We start from the raw sequence: 19109 nt of genomic DNA, 5'->3' as shown, positions 1-19109 counted from the left end.
AATGCGAACCGGCGTCAGCTGTTCGCAATCAGTTCGGCCTGGGCCACAATCACTTCAGCCTGCTTGATCGAGGCGATATCGACAAGGCGGCCCTTATAAACAGTCGCGCCGGCACCCGACGCCTTGGCCTCTTCCATTGCTGCCAGGATCTCGCGGGCTTCCGCCACAGCCTCATCCGAGGGGGTGAAGACCTGATTGGCCAGCGCGATCTGACTGGGATGGATCGCCCATTTGCCAACCATGCCCAGGGTCGCGGACCGTTTCGCCTGGGCGATATAGCCGTCTTCGTCCGAGAAATCGCCGAACGGCCCGTCAACCGGCAGGATGCCATGGGTGCGGCAGGCCGCGACAATTGCCGCCTGTGCCCAGTGCCAGGGGTCGGACCAGTGCTTTTCGCCGTCGCGGATCATGTAGTAGTTTTCCTGCGTCCCGCCGATGCCGGTGGTCTGCATTCCCATCGAGGCGGCGAAGTCCGCAGCGCCCAGCGACATCGCCTGCAGCCGGGGCGAGGATTTGGCGATGTCCTCGGCATGGGCAATACCTGCCGCCGACTCGATGATCACTTCAAAGGACACCGGCTTGGCGCGGCCTTTGGCGCGCTCAACCGCGGTGACCAGCGCGTCCACCGCGTATACATCCTCGGCGCAGCCGACCTTGGGGATCATGATCTGATCCAGCCGGTCACCGGCCTGTTCCAGAATGTCCACCACATCGCGGTACCAATAGGGAGTGTCGAGCCCGTTGATCCGCACCGACAGATACTTGCTGCCCCAGTCGACGCCATTGATCGCCTCGATCACATTGGCGCGGGCCTGATCCTTGTCGGAGGGGGCCACCGAATCCTCAAGATCGAGGTTGATCACATCCGCCGCCGAAGCGGCCATCTTCTCGAACAGTTTGACTTTGGAGCCGGGGCCGAACAGCTGGCAGCGGTTGGGACGCGCCGGAGCGGCGGGCTGGATGCGGAAGGACATGCGGAAACCCCCTGGGTAAGGAAATTGCAGAATTTTCGCTGTTCTGGTTATTAAGTTGCGCGCCTTCTTGCAAGCGGATTTTGCACTTGCGGCACGAAACGCCGCGTTGCGGCAATTCCGTTTGCGCCTTTTGCGTCGCAAACCCGCGCGAAACTGCCGCCGGCATGCTGCATTGCGCAAGAAAAGACACGGGCGCAGATCCGTGCGGAAATGGAGTTTCATGAAACGCGCATTGATCGACAACTGGGCCCTGTTTCTGGGCATGCTGCTGCTGATGGTCGGCAACGGGCTGCTGGTCACGCTGCTGACGATCCGCGGCTCGACGCTGGGGTTCACGGATCTTGAAATTTCCGTCATGCAGGCCTGTTATCCGCTGGGGGCGCTGGCGGGAACAATGCTGACCCCGAGGCTGATCGAGAAGGTCGGCCATATCCGGGTGTTCTCGGCGCTTGCGTCGATGGTTTCGGTGGCGGCGATTGCCCATCTGCTGACCTCGGACCCGGTCAGCTGGGCGGCGATGCGGCTGCTGGCGGGCTTTTGTTTTCCGGGCCTTTACGTGATCACCGAAAGCTGGCTCAACGCCAAGTCGGAAAACCGGATCCGGGCGCAGGTGCTGTCGGTCTATTTCATCATCCAGACGGCGGGGCCGGCGCTGGGCACCGCGATGGTCGGCCTGCCGGATCCCAGCGGCAACCTGTTGTTCGGTGTCACTTCGATCCTGTTGTCGGTGGCTATTGTGCCGCTTTTGCTGTCCAACATCCGGGCGCCGGATTACTCGGCGCCGGACCGGATGCCGGTCACGCGGCTGTACAAAGTGTCGCCGATGACGGTTCTGGGCATCGTCATCATGGGGGCGGGAGTGGTGGCCTGGTACATCAGCCTGCCGCTTTATGCACTGCAAAACGGTTTCAGCGAGGCGCAGGCCTCGGGCGCGCTGGTGATTGCGCTGATCGCCTCGGCGCTGGTGCAATACCCGGTCGGCTGGCTGTCGGACCGCACTGACCGGCGTTATGTGGTGATTGCGCTGTCGGGGATCTCGGCACTGGTTGCGTTGTGGATGGCGGTGGACACGGCGCCGTCGCGCATAGTGGTCGGGTTTTCGGTCATCGCTGCAACCACGCTGCCGATCTATTCGATCCTGGCGGCCCACGCCAACGACCAGCTGCAGCCGGGGCAGGTGGTGCCGGCCAGCGGCACCATGGCGTTCCTGCTGCAGCTGGGGCAGTTTTTCGGCATTCTGATCGGGCCGAACATGATCAGTGCCGCGGACGGGCGGGGGCTGCAATACCTGCTGATCGCGGTTGGCGTGACCGTGGCGCTGATCGCCATTGCGCGGCGCGCGACCTCCGGGGCGCCCGAGGACACCGGCGAATTCCAGGCCATGGGTGTGATCGGCGTGGCGCAGCCGGGGGTGCTGCAGGCGGAATCATGGGCGGAAGAGGAGGAAACGTCTGTAAGCAGTGCTGCTTGCGAAGAATCTTCTGACATTCAGTAGGTTTCGCGAAGAAAATCGTGCAAGTAGGGCGTTCCCGCGTGATTTCGAGAGGACTTTGCGCGAAATTAGCCCGATTTTAGCGCGACCAATTTAACTCGAAGGATGAGCGCGATGATCGAGACCCCTTATCTGCTGTTCCTGGGCGACGCGCCTGACATGCTGGCCGCCAAGGTTGCCATCGGTATCCGCGACTGGCGTCCGGATCACGCTGTCGGCCAGATCCGCCTGCCGGGCTGCGGCGCCGATCTGGGCCTGACTGAGATGTCCCTGGCAGAAGCCAAGGCAGCCGGTGCCAAGACGCTGGTTATCGGCGTGGCCAACCGAGGCGGCGTGATCTCGCCCGCATGGAAAGAAGTGCTGATCGCGGCGCTGGAAATGGGCTATGATATCGCCTCGGGCCTGCACAACCTGCTGCGCGACGAGGGCGACCTGGTGGCGGCCGCCCAGACCCATGGCGGCACCCTGCACGACGTGCGTGTTCCCACTGTCGGTTACCCGATTGCCAATGGTGTCAAGCGCAAGGGCAAGCGCTGCCTGGCAGTCGGCACCGATTGTTCGGTCGGCAAGATGTACACCGCCCTGGCAATGGACGCGGACATGCAGGAACGCGGCATGAAGTCGACCTTCCGCGCCACCGGCCAGACCGGCATCCTGATCACCGGTCACGGTGTGCCGCTGGACGCGGTCATTGCCGACTTCATGGCGGGCTCGATCGAATACCTGACCCCGGACAATGACGACGACCACTGGGACCTGATCGAAGGCCAGGGCTCGCTGTTCCACGTCTCCTACTCAGGCGTCACCATGGCGCTGGTGCATGGCGGCCAGCCGGATGCGCTGATCCTGTGCCACGAGCCGACCCGCACCCATATGCGCGGCCTGCCGGATTATGACGTGCCGAGCCTGGAAGAGCTGAAAGCCGTGGCCCTGCCGCTGGCACAGCGCGCCAACCCGGCCTGCAAGGTTGTCGGTATCTCGGTGAACACCCAGCACCTGTCCGAGGATGAAGCGGTCAAGTATCTGGCCGAAGTTGAAGAGCGGATGGGCCTGCCCGCCGTCGACCCGTACCGCCACGGTGCAGGCCGACTGGTGGACGCGCTGGCCGCGGTCTGATCTAACAGCCCCGCCGGAGGTGCTTGCCGACAGGGCAGGTGCCTCCGGCGGGAGTATTTTTGAAAAGATGAATACGCCGGAGCCGGGTTTTCCAGGCCTCCGGCTAAGGTTCGCCGCCACGCGCGGGGCGCCGCAGGAAGGGGCAGTTTCATGAACATCACTGTTACACCGGACGTCTTTAAGCTGGCGCAGGTTTTCACCATCTCGCGCGGTTCGCGCACCGAAGCCAAAGTGCTGACCGTGCGGGTGGAGAGGGACGGCGTCACCGGCTGGGGCGAATGTGTGCCTTATGCCCGTTACAACGAGACGCTGGACAGCGTGACGGGTGAGATAGAGGGGCTGCCTGCTGATTTCACCCGCGCAGAGCTGCAATCGCTGCTGCCCGCTGGTGCTGCCCGCAACGCGGTGGATTGCGCGTTGTGGGATCTGGAGGCGAAGCAGGCCGGCAAACGTGTCTGGGAACTGGCCGGGCTGGAAGCCCCTGGGCCGGAGATCACTGCTTACACGCTGTCGCTTGACACGCCGGAGAAGATGCAAAAACAGGCCGCCGAAAATGCTTTCCGCCCGCTGTTGAAGATCAAGCTGGGCACCCCCGACGACATGCCGCGCCTGGAAGCGGTGCGCGCCGGAGCGCCGGATGCCAAGATCATCATCGATGCTAATGAGGGTTGGTCAGCCGAAGTCTACGCCGAACTGGCGCCGCATCTGGTGCGGCTGGGCGTGGAGCTGGTGGAGCAGCCGCTGCCTGCAGGTGAGGACGCGGCCCTCATTGGCATGGAGCGCCCGGTGCCTGTTTGCGCCGATGAGAGCTGCCATGACCGCGAGAGCCTGCCGAAGCTCAAGGGCAAATACGATGTGGTCAACATCAAGCTGGACAAGACCGGCGGCTTGACCGAGGCGCTGAAGCTGCGTGATCAGGCGCTGGCCGAAGGGTATCAGGTGATGGTCGGCTGCATGGTCGGATCCTCATTGGCGATGGCGCCGGCGACGCTTGTGGCGCAGGGTGCGGCGGTTACGGATCTTGACGGGCCGCTCTTGCTGGCCGAAGACCGCGAGGAACCTTTGACATTTGATGCCGAAGGCGTGCACCCGCCTGTGGCTGCACTCTGGGGCTAAGGAGAATACCATGACCCGTACCGTTTTTGTGAATGGCGAATACCTGCCTGAAGGGGAAGCCAAGGTTTCGATTTTTGACCGCGGCTTTCTGTTTGCCGATGCGGTTTATGAGGTGACCTCGGTTCTGGACGGCAAGCTGATCGATTTTGACGGCCACGCCGTGCGCCTGGATCGCTCGCTGAAAGAGCTGGACATGGCCTCGCCCTGTACCAAGGACGAGCTGCTGGAAATCCACCGCAAGCTGGTGGAGCTGAACGGCATTGAGGAAGGCCTGGTGTACCTGCAGGTTTCCCGTGGCTCCGACGGCGACCGTGACTTTGTGTTCCCCTCCGCCGATACCCCGCCGTCGCTGGTGCTGTTCACCCAGAACAAGCCAGGCCTGGCCGACAGCCCGGCCGCGCAGAAAGGCGCCAAGATCATTTCGATCGAGGACATCCGCTGGGGCCGCCGCGACATCAAGACCGTGCAGCTGCTGTATCCGTCGATGGGCAAGATGATGGCCAAGAAGGCGGGCTGCGACGATGCCTGGCTGATTGAGGACGGCTATGTGACCGAGGGCACCTCCAACAACGCCTATTATGTGAAGAACGGCAAGATCGTGACCCGGCCGCTGTCCAATGACATCCTGCACGGCATCACCCGCGCTGCGGTGTTGCGCCTGGCGCAAGAAGCGCAGATGGAGATCGAGGAGCGCCTGTTCACCATTGATGAGGCGAAAGAGGCGGATGAAGCCTTCACCACCTCTGCCAGCGCCTTTGTGATGCCGGTGGTAGAGATCGACGGTGCGGCGCTGGGTGACGGCACTCCCGGACCGATCGCCAAACGCCTGCGCGAGATCTATTTGGAAGAAAGCCGTAAGAAAGCAGTCTGAGACACGCAGCCTGGATTGCAGATGCCCGGATTGATGAGGGCCGTCCCAATGGGGCGGCCTTTCTGCATTTTTTGCGGATGACGACGCCTTCACATGGGTTTAGCGGGGTGAGGATTGGCTGTCATTGATGCCCGGGGAGCAACAATCACACGCGCCCCGGGTGAATGTCGTTACCCGGGGCTGACTGCGGCGGGATTTTAACTAATTTTACACAAAATGGGCCAGTTCCGGACGAATTAGGATAGGGTGGGGACATAGAAAGCGCTGCCCGCATAAGCGGGGGATGCCAGAGTTTCACGTTAGGGAGTTGCCCAATGGATCAGACCTTTCAGCCGGAGTTCGCAGCCGTTGTGGAATGCCCGTCAGCCGAGGGCAGCGAGGCCGAGATCCTGGCAGCCGTGCGCAGGGTGCTGACCGCAGAAGAGGCCATTGACCCGGAGATTGCGCAGTCGGCTGCCAAGCGCGGCTGGTTCACGGGCAAAGCGCGGGCGTCTGAGCCTTCAGTCACAAGTTCGCTTGCCGCGCGGTTGCTTGGCCGGTTCCGCGGCTAAGCATCACCGCCCTGTCCTGCCTGCAGCGCCCTGCGGTGCCGGATCACTCAAATGACTAGTCCCGGCACGGCCCCGCAACAGAAATGACAAGGCCGCCGCTGACCGGCGGCCTCTTTGGTTTTCAATGGCAATGGACTGTGCCGGTTGCCGTTTCCATATGGCAGCACTGGCCCGGAGGAGAGCTTTTCCGGCAGCCTCCGCCATGCATTACAATTCCTTGCTGAACGATACCTGCCGGCTCCAGCGTGCTGGCGAGCAGGGCCGCAGGGGACAAAAGAGCGCCTGCAAGGGCCAACGCTGGTATCAAAGTCTTCATTCTCAGTCTTCCAATAGTGCTCTGTGCCGAGTGTATTCACCCATGGTGAAAGCCGCGCAAGACTTTTCCCGCCTTGCGGGCGGGATTGGCTGCCGGGATGAAACGGCACCGTTGTGTTTATGCGGCGTGCCAGCGTGAAAAGCCACTGCGCAGCTGTCAGCAGCGCAGTGGCAGGCAGGTCCCGGAACCGGAGGGCCGGGCCTTGATATCATTCATTGGCTCTCAGCATATGGCGGGAATAGTCCTGATTGCGGTCTCTGCCGCGATCTTCAGGTTGGTTGGGATTTTCACCTGATCCGTCACCGCGGCGGCCTGGGGCATCATCTTCTGGCGGGGCGCAGCGGGGTTCACACTGGCGAATTTGATCCTGGCGGAAAGTACGGGCGTGGCAACGGTTTTGGGCGGGGCAGTGATATTCACAGCCTTTCTTTGGCCGCAGAAACCGCACCCCCGCCCGCGGTCGCCTGAAAATGCCTGCTGGCCAGCCTATTGCCGGTCTGTCACGTTTTCCTTGAACGCGACCTCGAATTCCGCCTGCTTTTCGGCGCTGGCCTCGGTCTGGTGGCTGGCTTTCCACTCGGCCATGGTCATGCCGTAATAGGCCTCGCGCGCAGCGTTTTTGTCCATGTCGATGCCGCGCTCATTGGCGGCTTCCTGATACCAGCGCGCCAGGCAGTTGCGGCAAAAGCCGGCCATGTTCATCAGATCGATGTTCTGTACATCGGTGCGGTCTTCCATCAGGTGCTTTTGCAGGCGGCGGAAGGCGGCGGCCTGGATTTCGATTTCGGTTTGCTTGTCCATGGCGGTGGCTCCGGAGTTGTCTTGCGTCGCCTCAGGCCTAGCAGCCGGGACCGGGGCGGGCAATGGGCGCGGGCGGCCGGGATCAGGCCAGCTGCAGCGCCAGCCACGGCCCCAGCGCGGTGGCCAGGATCACAATCTTGTAGGTGCCAAGCCAGCGGTAAACGGTGAGGCTGACATCGGCCGGCGCCAGTCCGAACATCCGGGCGTGCAGGCGCGCCACCCAGTCCTGCAGCAGCATCAAGAGGATGGCAGACAGGGTGAACAGGCCGATGTGCAAGATGGTCAGCCAGCCGAAGAAGGCGGAGAGGGTTTCCTGGGCCATGATGGCTCCTTTCCCGTTGCTGTGCCGCGTTTCCAGCCCTGATGTGGGGGGCGCCGGGCACCGCTGCAAGATCATGCGGTAGCGTGCCGCAGATCAGAGACCTGAGTTTTCGAGGGCTTTAGGCAGAACACTTGCCAGGCGTTCCGCCCATTTGCACTGTCCATCGTGTTCGGCAATCAGGTCGTTTCTGAGCTCGATCAGCGTATTGGGGCGGCCTGCATGCGTGGCGTGGGTCTCAATCGCGTCGCCGGGCAGGTGGCCGGTGTAGGGCTCGTTGATGCCGACACACAGGCCGTCCTCGGCCTTTAATTCCTCGATCACAAAGGGCGAAAACCGCTCGCCTTCGGGAAACAGGATGCCGATCTCCCAGGGGCGCGGTTCGCGCCCGCGCAGCTGGCGGGTGAAGCTGTGGACCGAGACGATCACGGTGCCGGGGCGTTCGGCCAGCCGGGCCAGGGCGCGGTGATAAGGGCGGTAGCAGCCTTCCAGCCGCTCCTTCAGTTCTGCCGTGCCCGCGTGGCGGTTGGCTGGAATTATGGTGCCGTCGTAAAGCTTCATCAGAAGGGTCGGGTCATCCTCGCCGCGGTTGGGGTCGATCACCAGCCGCGAGAAGTTCGACGCCGCCACCGGCGCGTCCAGCATCCCGCCCAGCAGTTTAGCCACCTCATAGGCGCCGACGTCATAGGCGATGTGGCGTTCCATATCCGCACGCGGCAGGCCCAGATCGCCGCCGCCGGCAAAATCCGGCACATGGTTGGTTGCGTGGTCGCAGGTGATCAGCCAGCGGGCGGGACGGTCTGCGCCGTGAACAAAATAGGGTGTGTATGTCATGAGCCTGATATGTTTTGCCGCAAGCTGTTTACGGGAGTTGCGGCAGAATGGGAATTGGGGGATAAGCACCCTGAACGCTGTTTGCGGTAACATAAGTCAGGTCCGAAGGAGAAGACCCCTATGAAACGTTCGCGCAATGTGAAGATTGTCGCCACCCTGGGGCCGGCTTCGGAGACCTATGAAACCATCCGCGCCCTGCACGAGGCCGGCGCCGATGTGTTCCGGCTGAACATGTCGCACGGCAGCCATCCGGAGATTGCCGAAAAGCACAGGATCATCCGCCAGGTGGAGCAGGATCTGGACAGCCCGATTGCGATCCTGGCCGATCTGCAAGGGCCGAAACTGCGGGTGGGTGTCTTTGCCAATGGCGCCGAGGATCTGGTGGAGGGCGCCAGCTTCCGTCTTGATCTGGATGAGGCCGAGGGCGACGCAACCCGCGTGTGCCTGCCGCATCCGGAGATTTTTCAGGCGCTGGAACCCGGTGCGCATCTCTTGGTCAATGACGGCAAGATCCGTCTGGCAGTTGATGACTGCGGAGCGGATTTTGCCAATTGCACAGTGGAAATCGGCGGCACCATATCGAACCGCAAGGGGGTGAACGTGCCCGACGTGGTGCTGCCGCTGGCGGCGCTGTCGGAGAAGGACCGCGCGGATCTGGAATTTGTCTGCGCCCTGGGTGTGGATTGGCTGGCGCTGTCGTTTGTGCAGCGGGCCAAGGACGTGTTCGAGGCCCGCGGGCTGGCCGATGGCCGCGCCGCGGTGCTGTCGAAGATCGAAAAGCCGCAGGCGGTGGAGGATTTCGAGGCTATCCTGGATGCCTCGGACGGGATCATGGTGGCGCGGGGCGATCTGGGCGTCGAGCTGCCGGTGGCGGCGGTGCCGCCGATCCAGAAACGGCTGGTGCGCAAATGCCGCGCGGCGGCCAAGCCGGTGATCGTGGCGACCCAGATGCTGGAAAGCATGATCGAAAGCCCGATGCCGACCCGGGCCGAAGTCTCGGATGTCGCCACGGCGATCTACGAGGGCACCGACGCGATCATGCTGAGCGCCGAGAGCGCGGCAGGCCAGTATCCGATCGAGGCGGTGCAGACCATGGACAAGGTCGCGGTCGAGGTCGAGGCAGACCCCACCTATACCCAGATCATCGCCGCCTCGCGTTCGGCCAAGGGCACCACTGTGGCTGATGGCATTGTGGCGGCAGCGCGCGAGATTGCCGAAAAGACCGAGATCAAGGCGATCTGCTGCTTTACCCAGTCGGGCACCACAGCACTGCTGACCGCCCGCGAGCGCCCCGGTGTGCCGATCATCGCCATGACCCCGGTCAGCGCCACCGCCCGGCGGCTGTGCCTCAGCTGGGGCTGCAAATGCGTGATGACGCCGGAACTGGACCGCTTCAAAGGCGCGGTTGTCAGTGCGGCGCGGGCGGCGCGCTCCGGCGGCTATGCCGGGGACACCGACCAGATCGTGGTCACCGCCGGCGTGCCTTTCAACGTGCCGGGCACCACCAATATCCTGCGCATTGCCCCCTGTGATGAGCGATTGATTTACAGCACCGATCCGGAATAACGCGGAGCTGCTTGTCTGCAGGCCGGCAGCGAAATTTGAAAACACCGGCCCTCGCCTACCATTTCCTTGTGTCAGGCCGTGATGGGGGACGTGGTTTATGGGGACCGATTTGCCGCTGATAGCGGGTTTGGTGATTGCCGGGTTTTCGGTGCCGTCGATTCTGTCGGCCTTCAGCGAACGGCGGCCGCCGCGGACATCCGTGGCGACCATTCTGATTGCCATCGGTCTGATCGCCTATGCGGTGATGATGAAACCCGGCGGCTACCGCATTGACGAGATCCCGGATGCGTTTTTCCGGGTTCTGGGGCGCCTTCTGTAGAGAATCGGCTTGCCCATCGGGCAGGCATTGCGTATTGGGCAGCTCTGTTCCGCGTGGCCGGCCTTTCTTAGGCATGCCGAGTCGCGCGTCTAGCGAACCCGCATTGAAGGAGACGGAAATGCCCAAGATGAAGACAAAGTCGAGCGCCAAAAAGCGCTTTAAGGTGACTGCGACCGGCAAGGTCATGGCAGGTCAGGCCGGCAAGCGCCACGGCATGATCAAACGGACCCGCAAGTTCATCCGCGATGCCCGCGGCACCACAACCCTGTCGGCACCCGACGCTAAGATCGTCAAGGGCTTCATGCCCTACGACCGCTAAGAGGAGATTGAGATATGTCCCGCGTTAAAGGTGGTACCGTCACTCACGCCCGTCACAAGAAGGTCATCAAGGCAGCCAAAGGTTATTACGGCCGCCGCAAGAATACCTTCAAAGTCGCCCGTCAGGCCGTCGACAAGGCGAACCAGTATGCAACCCGCGACCGCAAGAACCGCAAGCGCAACTTCCGCGCGCTGTGGATCCAGCGGATCAACGCTGCTGTCCGTTCGCACGACGAAGCGCTGACCTATTCCCGCTTCATCAACGGCCTGACCCTGGCCGGCATCGAAGTGGACCGTAAGGTTCTGGCCGACCTGGCCGTGCACGAGCCCGAAGCCTTTGGTGCCATCGTGCGCCAGGCACAGGACGCGCTGGCAGCCTAAGGCGCCGGAGAGTTCCGAATTCAGGAAAGGCCGCTCCGGTAGGAGCGGCCTTTTTTCGTGTTTGAGGTTCACTGTTCCGCACTGCGTCCAGCGGCCGCAATTGACTGTCTTGCGCGGAGGCGGTTACCGGATCAAGGGTTCAAGCGCCCGGATGACCGCCAGCCAACGCCTGTCCGGTTGTGCTGGAAAGGATCCTGAGCGCAAAGGCTGGCTGGGCAGGTTTGCGGCTTACTTTGTTGCCAGTATCGCCTCAACTTCTGCCGTGCTTGCGGCCCCTTTCAGGATCGTGAAGTCGCCCCGTTCCAGCATTGCACGGGTGCCATCCAGGATCACCTGCTGGGTGACACGGGCCAGTCCCCCGCCGATGGAAATCCGGGCAGCGCCTAGGGCGCCGATTTCATCTGTTGTGAGATCACGCATCGCACCCGCAGCCAGCAGATTGACAGCTGTGCCTGTCGCGGCAAGCGCGCGGGTGGTTCCGGCATCGACCAGCGGGGCGTATATCACATCTGCACCTGCTTGGGCGAATGCCTTGCAACGGCGCAGCGCCTCTGCTTGTTCGTAGTTATTCATAAGCCAGCCATCAGCGCGGGCAGTCAGCACGATCCCCGCCGCCTTGGCTGCAGCGGCCGCCGCCTCTACTCGGGCCAGCGCCAGATCAAACGGATAGGAACTTGTCCCCGGAACAGCTGTGTCCTCCACCGAAACCCCCGACAGCCCGGCTTCTGCTGCCAGCCTTACAGTCTCTGCGACAGTTTCGGGATCGTCTCCGTATCCGTTTTCGAAATCGCCGTTTACCGGCACGTCGACCGATGCGCAGATACTGGCAGCGTGCTGCAGGGCAATTTCACGCGTGATCTGGCCGCCATCAGCCAGACCCAGCGTGAAGCCATACCCTGAAGAGGTCGTCGCCAGCGCCTGCGCACCCAGATGCGCCATTACCTTTGCTGATCCGATATCCCAAGGGTTTGGCATCACTACCGGCTTGCCCGGGACGTGAAGGGCGCGGAATCGTTCCGTCAACTCGTAGCGTCGCAAAACATGCTCCTCTCTCCGATCAGCAGAAGTGCTGATCACTATAGCGGATCTTCGCTTTGGCATGCAGCATTATCGGCTTTCCTGAAGGTTTTTCGATGCAGGCCGTGGAATTGGGGCGGGGTTCGGTGCGACCTTGGCCTGCGTTGGAAAACCTTCCCAAGGTGAAAGCAGCGCGGGCCTGGGATCAGTCTATGGGAAGCGCGCAAATGGCTGGAGGCGGGGCTTGCGCAGGCGCAATGGTCTGGTGGGTGCGGCCTGCTCCCTCAGTGGTGCGCGCGGCATCGGTTTTTGACCGCGCCGGAAGGTAGCGATGATGCGCATCGGGCCACCGCAGCACGGCCGGGGTGCGCGAAGGGCGGTTTGGCGTGAGCGGCCCATCTGGTCTTTCGGAACGGCGCGAGCCAAGCGGCGAACACCTTTGCGTCTGCCCGCCCGCTGATGCCGCCGAAGAAGGCCAACTGGCCAGTGCGGTGCAACTCCATCAGCCCTTCGAGGAAAAGGCGCCTGAACAGTCTGGACAGGACGCGCAGATGCAGTCGGAAACCCGGTTTGCAGGCCACCTGCCGGGTGCTGTCCGGCGGCAGGCCCCTACCGGGGCTGATCATGCGGATGCGGGAATAATGCGTTAGCGCTGATCCCCAAGTGTGGAGCCCGCTGGTCACGCCGGCGCGGGCGCCGGGGCGCTTGGGGTCTGCGGCGGGGGTCATGACCGGTTCGGCCGAGGCACGGAACAGAACGCCGCAGACCTGCGGTCGCGCCTCCCGCCAATAGCCGCGCAGCAGATCTAGCAATCCCGGTGACAGCATGGCCTTGCAATCTTTGCCCCCTTGCTTTGGCCGGCATGGATCAGCAACCGGTCGATTTTGGGCTCGTTGGTTGAATCCGCTGCGCTGCGAATGAACGGCGGCTCTGATGAATTCGCCCGGGCAAAAAGCGTGTGGACCTCATCCATCGGAACGCTTTTTGCCCGGGCTTGCATGGTGTGATGTTTTGACTGAAACAACACGGTAGATATCTGTCATGTGCAACTGGTAGACACGCAAATCCTCGGGCGTGGCAGAGCCCGGTGATCGCTGTAGAAACTTCGCAGAATCCTTGGCCGCCCGGATATGCGGCTTCTGCGCCTTATCGCCCATTCACCGTATGCGCTTGTCTTCCTTCATCCGCGCACGCAGCGGGGTCATCTTCTCCTCTGTTATGGGAACCTCCTGTCAATTGACTGAGAAAGCCCCAATCGTCAGACAGGTCAGGAAGATCGCAAAATGTGTAGCCTCCCAGGATGGTTTTTTACTCCAGCCACAAACGCCATTTCGGCGAAGCGGCTTTGTCCTTGGTTTCGGAGCGGCCCCTTACCACAGCCTGCCTTTCGCATATTCCTCATAACCAGCGTCATAGGTTTCGGCTTCGAACCCGGCCTCCTGCTCCTTCAGGAACTGGCCCGCGGTGGGTAGTTCCGGGCGTTCACGGTCCTGATCCCACAGGCGGGACCGCATAACCGCCTTGGCGCATTGAAAATACAGCTCGTCTATGGTGATGACGGCCACCGTGGCCGGGCGCCGTCCCTTGCGTTCAAAGGTGGTGCGGGCGGTTTCGTCGGCGGTCAGGTATGCGGTTCCGTTCACCCGAACCACATTGTTTTCGCCCGGAACCATGAACATCAGGCTGACACGGCTGTCGCGCACGATGTTGCGCAGCGAGTCGAGCCGGTTGTTGCCGCGCCAGTCCGGCAGCCACAGGGTGCAGGCGTCCGCGATATGCACCACCGGGCCATCATCGCCGCGCGGGCTGGCGTCGGTGCCCTCAGGGCCGATGGTGGACAGCACCAGGAACCAGGAGGCCTCGATCCAGCGCTGGTACAGCGGTGTAAGACGGGTGGCGACTTTGATCAGCGACCGCGGTACCGGGGTGCCGTAAATGTGTTCAAGTGTTTCTATGCCGGTGATTTTCTGCATGCTCTGGCCTCCTTTTGGCTGCAGGATATCTTGCCCTTTTGCGCCAATGGGGTCAGTTTCGGCTCAAATGGGCCAAAATGCGGATATCCGCCGGCGGGGGTGGTCTTCGTCTGATGCTGTGCAGTTGCTGCCGCATGGGGTGGCGTCTTATGCGCGCGGCTACAAAGACGGCTATGTCTCCGCCTTGCATGATCATCCGCGCCACCAGCTGGTTTATGCAGTGGCCGGGCTGATGATGGCTGAGGCCGACGGCACCAGCTGGGCGGTGCCTGCGGGTTCTGGTTTGATCGTGCCCGCGGCCATGCTGCATGAGATCCGGATGGTGGGAGAGGTGCAGTCGCAATCCTTGTATATTGATCCGGCGGAAAACGGTGCCGGGGCAATGGCCGCCTGCCGTGCGGTGACCATCCCGCCGCTGCTGGCGGGCCTGATCGAGGCGCTTTGCGCGATGGGTAATCCCTGGCCGTTGCCGCCCCGGGCGCATCATCTGAGCCAGCTGATCCTGATCGAGCTTGAGGCTGCGCCAGACACGCCGCTGGCCTTGCCGTACCCGCCTGACGGGCGGTTGCGCCGGGTTTGCGATGCGCTGATGGCGGATCCGGGCAGTGTCCGGACAATTGACCATTGGGCGGCGCTGGCAGGGATGAGCCGCCGCTCGTTCACCCGGGCATTTCAACGGCAGACCGGCCGCAGCTTCGGGCAATGGCGGGAGCGGCTGCGTTGCCAGATCGCATTGCGGGCGCAGGCGCGGGGCGAGGAGATGGAACGGGTCGCCCGCGATCTTGGCTATGCCAGCCGCTACGCGCTGCAGGCGATGATGCGCCGGCTGGTTTAAGCAGGCAGCGGTCTTCCCTATTGAATTCCATAATCGCACTGCGGGCGGCATTGTGGCAGGTTGCGCCGGAATTGAGGTGAGTGAGGCAGCCATGAAGTTCATCCGCGATGTGATTGCGCAGTTGGAAACCCCGCGCGAGGCGCGGCCCTTGGGCAGCGGCTGGCTGTCGGGAGCCATGGCGCTGCTGGCGGCGCTCACCGGGCTGCTGCTGGTGCTGCTGCGCTGGTACCCCGAGACGTTCTCGTATCCGCAGCTCGGCTTTATCCATTCCAGCGGCTATGTCACCGCCTTTCTGCGCTTTGTGCTGCTGGCGGGTTACGCGCTGTCGCTGCTGAGCCTGATCCTGAGCCGCCAGAAGGCGCTGGGCTGGGCGGCCCTGGGCTTGTCAGTTGTGGCCTCTTTGATGGCGACGGCGCAGCCGCAGCACGCAGGCGGCACTCCGCAGAGCCTGTACTTCGGGCTTGATTACTTCATCGTCAACGTTCTGCTGGTCGGCTTTCTGTTTGTGCCGCTGGAACGTTTCTTTGCAGCGCGGCGCGAGCAGACGGTTTTCCGCACCGAATGGCGCGAGGACATGTTCTATTATCTGGTCAGCTCAATGCTGGTGCAGGTGCTGACTTTCCTGACACTGGCGCCGGCGAACTATGTCAATGCAAACGCCGATCTGGAGGGCATCCGCGCCCATATCACCAATCTGCCGTTTGCGGTGCAGGTGCTGATCGTGATGGCGGCAACGGACTTTGTGCAGTACTGGGTGCACCGGGCATTCCATACATTTCCGGCGTTATGGCATTTCCATGCCATTCACCATTCGGCCAAGAAAATGGACTGGCTGGCGGGCGCGCGGATGCATTTCATCGAAATCGCGGTGCTGCGCGGGCTGACGGCGGTGCCGATGTTCACGCTGGGCTTCAAACCGGAAGCGATCCAGGCCTATCTGCTGATCATCTATTTCTATTCCAGCTTCATCCACGCCAATATCGGCTGGAAGCTGGGATTTCTGGAGCGGTTCTTGGTCACACCGCGCTATCACCACTGGCATCACGGCAGCGAGCGGGCGGCGATCGAAATCAACTATGCCTCGCATTTTCCACTCTATGACTGGCTGTTCGGCACCCATTACTTGCCAGAGGAAGCCTGGCCATCAAAATACGGCGTGGCAGGGGACACGGTGCCGAGCGGCTACTGGCGGCAGTTCCTGTACCCGTTCAACCGGAAGCGCTGGAAGAGGAAGGTCGAGGAGGACCGGCATGGGCAGGGTTGAGACCCGTAGGCTTTTGTTGTCATAGATATCTGGAGTTCGGGTCAATTTTAGGTCGGCACGTGCAATGTTCTTTTGTCAAATCCAGCTTCTGATCCAGGCTGGCAGCGGCCCGGTTTCCAAGTTGACAAGCGACCTGATCCCGATAGCTTGCGCGTGAAGAAACTACTAATAAAATTGGACGATACTTATGAAAATCAAGGCAATATGCATGACGTTCGCGGCACTGGCTGCGGGGTGTCAAAGCACTGTGCAAAGCTCTGCCACTGTAACGTCCCAACCTGCTTCAGGCAGCATAACCAAAGCGCAGATCGAAACCTGCTGGAAACAAGCTGGTATTAAGGGCGACCTGTACAAGTTCATGACACCCGAAGAAGCTGCCGGAGTGCGTCCCGGTGGCGTTTTCACGGAACAGAAACATGCGAAGTTCACTACCTGTTTGAAGGCCTGATCTCCGGATTCATGCTGCAACCCCGTGCGGGCCGTGGCGGATGATGGCCCATTGGCCGTATGTATCCTCCAGGTCCAGCGGGATGGCGGCAGTGGATTTGCTGGAGCCGCTGCCCACTTCGGCCAGGGTGAATTCAATCCCGCCGGGGATGTCGATGCGGACCCGGTGCTCGCCGCCGCCGTGCGGGGCCTGGATCGGGCGGCCGGTGGCGTGCAGCAGGCCCTCGACGTCCACTTTTGCGGTGCGGTTTTCGATGTCAGCCTCGTAGTCGATCCGCTGAACCAGCGTGTCATGCACAGTGTCGCACATGGCGCGGAACACCCACCAGTGGGTGGCTTCCTCATCCGTTTCGCCGCCGAGCATCACGGTGGAAAGCGCCTCGCGCTGGGCGTCGCTGGCACGGTCGTCGACAATCAGCTGCAATGCGCCCTTGCCCTCGAAGATCGGACCTGGCCATGCGTAAAGAACGGCGGCGCGGGTGCCGGCAAGGTCGGTGTCGCCGAAGTGGCCTTTGTCGATATGGATCACCTCAAACCCGGTGCAATTGCCATGGGTGGGCAGATCCTCGAACTGGCAGGGACAGCCGTAGTTGCAGTTGCAGTTCCCGAAGCTGCGGCCCTCGATATACCAATCCACATGCGCCATGACTGTCTCCTCCGGTTCTGTTGAATGAGATGCGGGGAGTCTATCATAATTAGGGCGTGATTGCAGGGAGGGCTTTCTGTCCGGCCATATCCGCCCGGCTTCCGTCCCCGCCCTCTTGCTTTCGCCGGCCCTTGTGGTAGCAGGGCACAAGCAGAATTCGAGGGGCCGTGATGGACGATCTTAAAGCCAAATATCTGGGTCAGATTGCCGATGCCGCGGATGAATCCGCGCTGGAAGCGATCCGCCTTGCCGCCGTGGGCAAAAAGGGCGAAGTGGCGCTGAAGATGCGCGAGCTGGGCAAGATGACCCCGGAAGAGCGCCAGGTGGCCGGCCCGGCGCTGAACGCGCTGAAGGATGAGATCAACTCGGCCCTGGCGGCCAAGAAGGCGGGCCTGGAAGATGCCGCCCTGGATGAGCGTCTGCGCACCGAATGGCTGGACGTGACCTTGCCGACCCGCGCCCGCCGCGTGGGCAGCCTGCATCCGATCAGCCAGGTGCAGGAAGAGATCACCGCGATCTTTGCCGAACTCGGATTTTCCGTCGCCGAAGGCCCGCGGATCGATACCGACTGGTACAACTTCGATGCGCTGAACATCCCCGGCCACCATCCGGCGCGCGCCGAGATGGACACGTTCTACATGCACCGTGCGGAAGGCGACGACCGCCCGCCGCATGTGCTGCGCACCCATACCAGCCCCGTGCAGATCCGCTCGATGGAGAAGATGGGCGCGCCGCTGCGCATCATCTGCCCGGGCGGCGTCTACCGCGCCGACTACGACCAGACCCACACGCCGATGTTCCACCAGGTCGAAGGCCTGGCGCTGGACAAGGACATCTCGATGGCGAACCTCAAGTGGGTGCTGGAGGAATTTGTCAAATCCTTCTTTGAGGTGGATGATGTCGAGCTGCGCTTCCGCGCCTCGCACTTCCCCTTCACCGAGCCGTCGGCCGAGGTCGACATCCGCTGCTCCTGGGATAACGGTCAGCTGAAGATCGGCGAAGGCGACGACTGGATGGAGATCCTCGGCTCCGGCATGGTGCACCCATCGGTGATCGCGGCCGGCGGCATCGACCCGGAGATCTATCAGGGCTTTGCCTTCGGCATCGGCATCGACCGTCTGGCGATGCTGAAATACGGCATCCCCGACCTGCGCGCCTTCTTCGACAGCGACCTGCGCTGGCTGCGCCACTACGGCTTCCAGAGCCTGGACATGCCGGCGCTGCATGGCGGTTTGAGTAGGTGAATTCTTCGGACGTTTTCGAAGGGATTGCGTCCGTATCCCAATTGGGAATGATGTTTGCTGTCGCAAGCGGTGTTTGGGTTGCCTATCGACAGCTGGGCGCGTGGCGGTCTGAAGCCCAAGCTAAGCGCAAGTCAGATGTGGCCGAGGAAGTGATCTCGGCAGCAAATGAAGCAGACAGCGCACTGCGTTTCATACGCTCTCCTTGGAGTTCTATTCCGCCTAGTGGACTAGATGGAAAAGGCTGGCAATGGCGAGAGCGTTTGGAGCGGATAGATCAACGAAAACCGGACTTCGCCCGGCTTCGAAAAGCGCAGGTACGGTTTCGAGCTTTCGTTGGCGATCGTGAGGTCGACGAAGCTGTGGAGAAATTGTTTAGCATACGTCAAGAAGTTTGGGCCGCTGTTTCGACCTTGGTTTCAGGAACCGAAACCGATGGCGATAAAGAGTTGGTTCAGTTTTATGTCGGGCTAAAGAAAAAAGTTTCTGGAAGCTACGGTGAGCAAGACGCCTTAGGCAGCCAGCAGATTGAGGCGCTTGCGGTAATTGAAAGAAAACTCTACCCGGTTGTTCGCTTTGAACAGTCGAACTTTTGATCTATTTTTGTAAGTCATAGAGGGGCGCTGGTTTTTAGAAGCACGGCTTCTGGAGAAGTTTTGCGCCCGGCATTGCCGTCGCCAGCGCGGACTCAAGGCCGAGAAGCCGCCGCGCC

The 19109-nt window shown here is 61.9% G+C and carries 22 protein-coding genes and 1 pseudogene; 14 read left to right on the top strand and 9 right to left on the bottom strand.

From position 1 onward, the window contains the following. Positions 1-14: 14 nt before the first annotated feature. Complete coding sequence (locus ETW23_RS17075) at positions 15-974, bottom strand: L-malyl-CoA/beta-methylmalyl-CoA lyase (RefSeq protein WP_134830733.1); 960 nt, start codon at positions 972-974, stop codon at positions 15-17. A 220-nt stretch (positions 975-1194) separates the two neighbouring features. Here ETW23_RS17075 and ETW23_RS17070 point away from each other — a divergent pair, with 220 nt between their 5' ends. From ETW23_RS17070 to ETW23_RS17050, 5 genes are all read left to right on the top strand, one after another. Further along, complete coding sequence (locus tag ETW23_RS17070) at positions 1195-2469, top strand: MFS transporter (RefSeq protein ID WP_134830732.1); 1275 nt, start codon at positions 1195-1197, stop codon at positions 2467-2469. Between the two features lie 111 nt (positions 2470-2580). Further along, complete coding sequence (gene dgcN, locus ETW23_RS17065; RefSeq protein WP_134830731.1) at positions 2581-3582, top strand: N-acetyltransferase DgcN; 1002 nt, start codon at positions 2581-2583, stop codon at positions 3580-3582. Between the two features lie 150 nt (positions 3583-3732). Next, positions 3733-4698 carry an N-acetyl-D-Glu racemase DgcA gene (gene dgcA, locus ETW23_RS17060; protein WP_134830730.1) on the top strand — a complete coding sequence of 322 codons (966 nt, stop codon included), beginning with the start codon at positions 3733-3735 and terminating at the stop codon, positions 4696-4698. 10 nt (positions 4699-4708) lie between these two features. Beyond that, positions 4709-5569: a D-amino-acid transaminase gene (locus ETW23_RS17055; protein ID WP_129369698.1), complete on the top strand. Its 861-nt coding sequence runs from the start codon at positions 4709-4711 to the stop codon at positions 5567-5569. A gap of 314 nt (positions 5570-5883) precedes the next feature. Continuing rightward, positions 5884-6120 carry a hypothetical protein gene (locus ETW23_RS17050; protein WP_129369699.1) on the top strand — a complete coding sequence of 79 codons (237 nt, stop codon included), beginning with the start codon at positions 5884-5886 and terminating at the stop codon, positions 6118-6120. Positions 6121-6922: 802 nt separating this feature from the next. On the opposite strand, the gene ETW23_RS17040 is transcribed toward ETW23_RS17050, so the two are convergent. The 3 genes from ETW23_RS17040 to ETW23_RS17030 form a co-directional block, all read right to left on the bottom strand. Beyond that, a complete protein-coding gene (locus ETW23_RS17040; RefSeq protein ID WP_134830728.1) occupies positions 6923-7237 on the bottom strand; it encodes a DUF1244 domain-containing protein in 315 nt (104 codons plus the stop codon). Between the two features lie 82 nt (positions 7238-7319). Continuing rightward, positions 7320-7559 (bottom strand): DUF6868 family protein, encoded by a 240-nt coding sequence (locus tag ETW23_RS17035; protein ID WP_129369702.1) that lies wholly within the window; start codon positions 7557-7559, stop codon positions 7320-7322. Between the two features lie 93 nt (positions 7560-7652). Then, a complete protein-coding gene (locus tag ETW23_RS17030) occupies positions 7653-8390 on the bottom strand; it encodes an N-formylglutamate amidohydrolase (protein WP_134830727.1) in 738 nt (245 codons plus the stop codon). A 120-nt stretch (positions 8391-8510) separates the two neighbouring features. Between ETW23_RS17030 and pyk the strand changes: the two genes are divergently transcribed. The 4 genes from pyk (at position 8511) to rplT (ending at position 10974) form a co-directional block, all read left to right on the top strand. Beyond that, the gene (pyk, locus tag ETW23_RS17025) at positions 8511-9956 is read left to right on the top strand and encodes a pyruvate kinase (RefSeq protein ID WP_134830726.1); all 1446 of its coding nucleotides are present in this window, start codon (positions 8511-8513) and stop codon (positions 9954-9956) included. Between the two features lie 97 nt (positions 9957-10053). Then, on the top strand, positions 10054-10275 hold the full coding sequence (locus tag ETW23_RS17020; RefSeq protein ID WP_129369705.1) for a hypothetical protein: 222 nt from the start codon (positions 10054-10056) through the stop codon (positions 10273-10275). A 118-nt stretch (positions 10276-10393) separates the two neighbouring features. Then, complete coding sequence (rpmI, locus tag ETW23_RS17015) at positions 10394-10594, top strand: 50S ribosomal protein L35 (RefSeq protein ID WP_027263382.1); 201 nt, start codon at positions 10394-10396, stop codon at positions 10592-10594. 14 nt (positions 10595-10608) lie between these two features. Beyond that, complete coding sequence (gene rplT, locus ETW23_RS17010; RefSeq protein WP_024088794.1) at positions 10609-10974, top strand: 50S ribosomal protein L20; 366 nt, start codon at positions 10609-10611, stop codon at positions 10972-10974. 228 nt (positions 10975-11202) lie between these two features. Here rplT and ETW23_RS17005 read toward each other — a convergent pair whose 3' ends face one another. From ETW23_RS17005 to ETW23_RS16990, 4 genes and pseudogenes are all read right to left on the bottom strand, one after another. Continuing rightward, a complete protein-coding gene (locus ETW23_RS17005) occupies positions 11203-11949 on the bottom strand; it encodes an isocitrate lyase/phosphoenolpyruvate mutase family protein (RefSeq protein ID WP_254695057.1) in 747 nt (248 codons plus the stop codon). A gap of 326 nt (positions 11950-12275) precedes the next feature. Beyond that, complete coding sequence (locus ETW23_RS17000; protein ID WP_134830724.1) at positions 12276-12818, bottom strand: transposase; 543 nt, start codon at positions 12816-12818, stop codon at positions 12276-12278. A gap of 207 nt (positions 12819-13025) precedes the next feature. Then, positions 13026-13211, bottom strand: a pseudogene (locus tag ETW23_RS26150) (integrase); the annotation flags it as partial. Between the two features lie 150 nt (positions 13212-13361). Continuing rightward, entirely contained in the window at positions 13362-13964 is a 603-nt protein-coding gene (locus ETW23_RS16990; protein ID WP_134830723.1) for a pyridoxamine 5'-phosphate oxidase family protein, read from the bottom strand. Positions 13965-14082: 118 nt separating this feature from the next. Here ETW23_RS16990 and ETW23_RS16985 point away from each other — a divergent pair, with 118 nt between their 5' ends. The 3 genes from ETW23_RS16985 to ETW23_RS16975 all read left to right on the top strand — a co-directional run bounded on the left by ETW23_RS16985 (position 14083) and on the right by ETW23_RS16975 (position 16511). Then, entirely contained in the window at positions 14083-14799 is a 717-nt protein-coding gene (locus tag ETW23_RS16985; protein WP_254695056.1) for a helix-turn-helix domain-containing protein, read from the top strand. A gap of 91 nt (positions 14800-14890) precedes the next feature. Continuing rightward, on the top strand, positions 14891-16063 hold the full coding sequence (locus ETW23_RS16980; protein ID WP_134830721.1) for a sterol desaturase family protein: 1173 nt from the start codon (positions 14891-14893) through the stop codon (positions 16061-16063). 187 nt (positions 16064-16250) lie between these two features. Beyond that, positions 16251-16511 (top strand): 50S ribosomal protein L20, encoded by a 261-nt coding sequence (locus ETW23_RS16975; protein WP_134830720.1) that lies wholly within the window; start codon positions 16251-16253, stop codon positions 16509-16511. A gap of 9 nt (positions 16512-16520) precedes the next feature. Here the strand turns inward: ETW23_RS16975 and ETW23_RS16970 are convergent, their stop codons facing one another. Continuing rightward, the gene (locus ETW23_RS16970; protein ID WP_129369712.1) at positions 16521-17156 is read right to left on the bottom strand and encodes a DUF1326 domain-containing protein; all 636 of its coding nucleotides are present in this window, start codon (positions 17154-17156) and stop codon (positions 16521-16523) included. Between the two features lie 170 nt (positions 17157-17326). Here ETW23_RS16970 and pheS point away from each other — a divergent pair, with 170 nt between their 5' ends. Continuing rightward, positions 17327-18400 (top strand): phenylalanine--tRNA ligase subunit alpha, encoded by a 1074-nt coding sequence (gene pheS / locus ETW23_RS16965; protein ID WP_129369713.1) that lies wholly within the window; start codon positions 17327-17329, stop codon positions 18398-18400. Then, complete coding sequence (locus ETW23_RS16960) at positions 18397-18993, top strand: hypothetical protein (RefSeq protein WP_134830719.1); 597 nt, start codon at positions 18397-18399, stop codon at positions 18991-18993. The genes pheS and ETW23_RS16960 overlap by 4 nt, the downstream gene beginning before the upstream one ends. Positions 18994-19109: the final 116 nt, after the last annotated feature.

Source organism: Leisingera sp. NJS201, assembly GCF_004535885.1.
Lineage (GTDB): Bacteria > Pseudomonadota > Alphaproteobacteria > Rhodobacterales > Rhodobacteraceae > Leisingera.
This window is presented reverse-complemented; position numbering and strand designations above follow the sequence as displayed.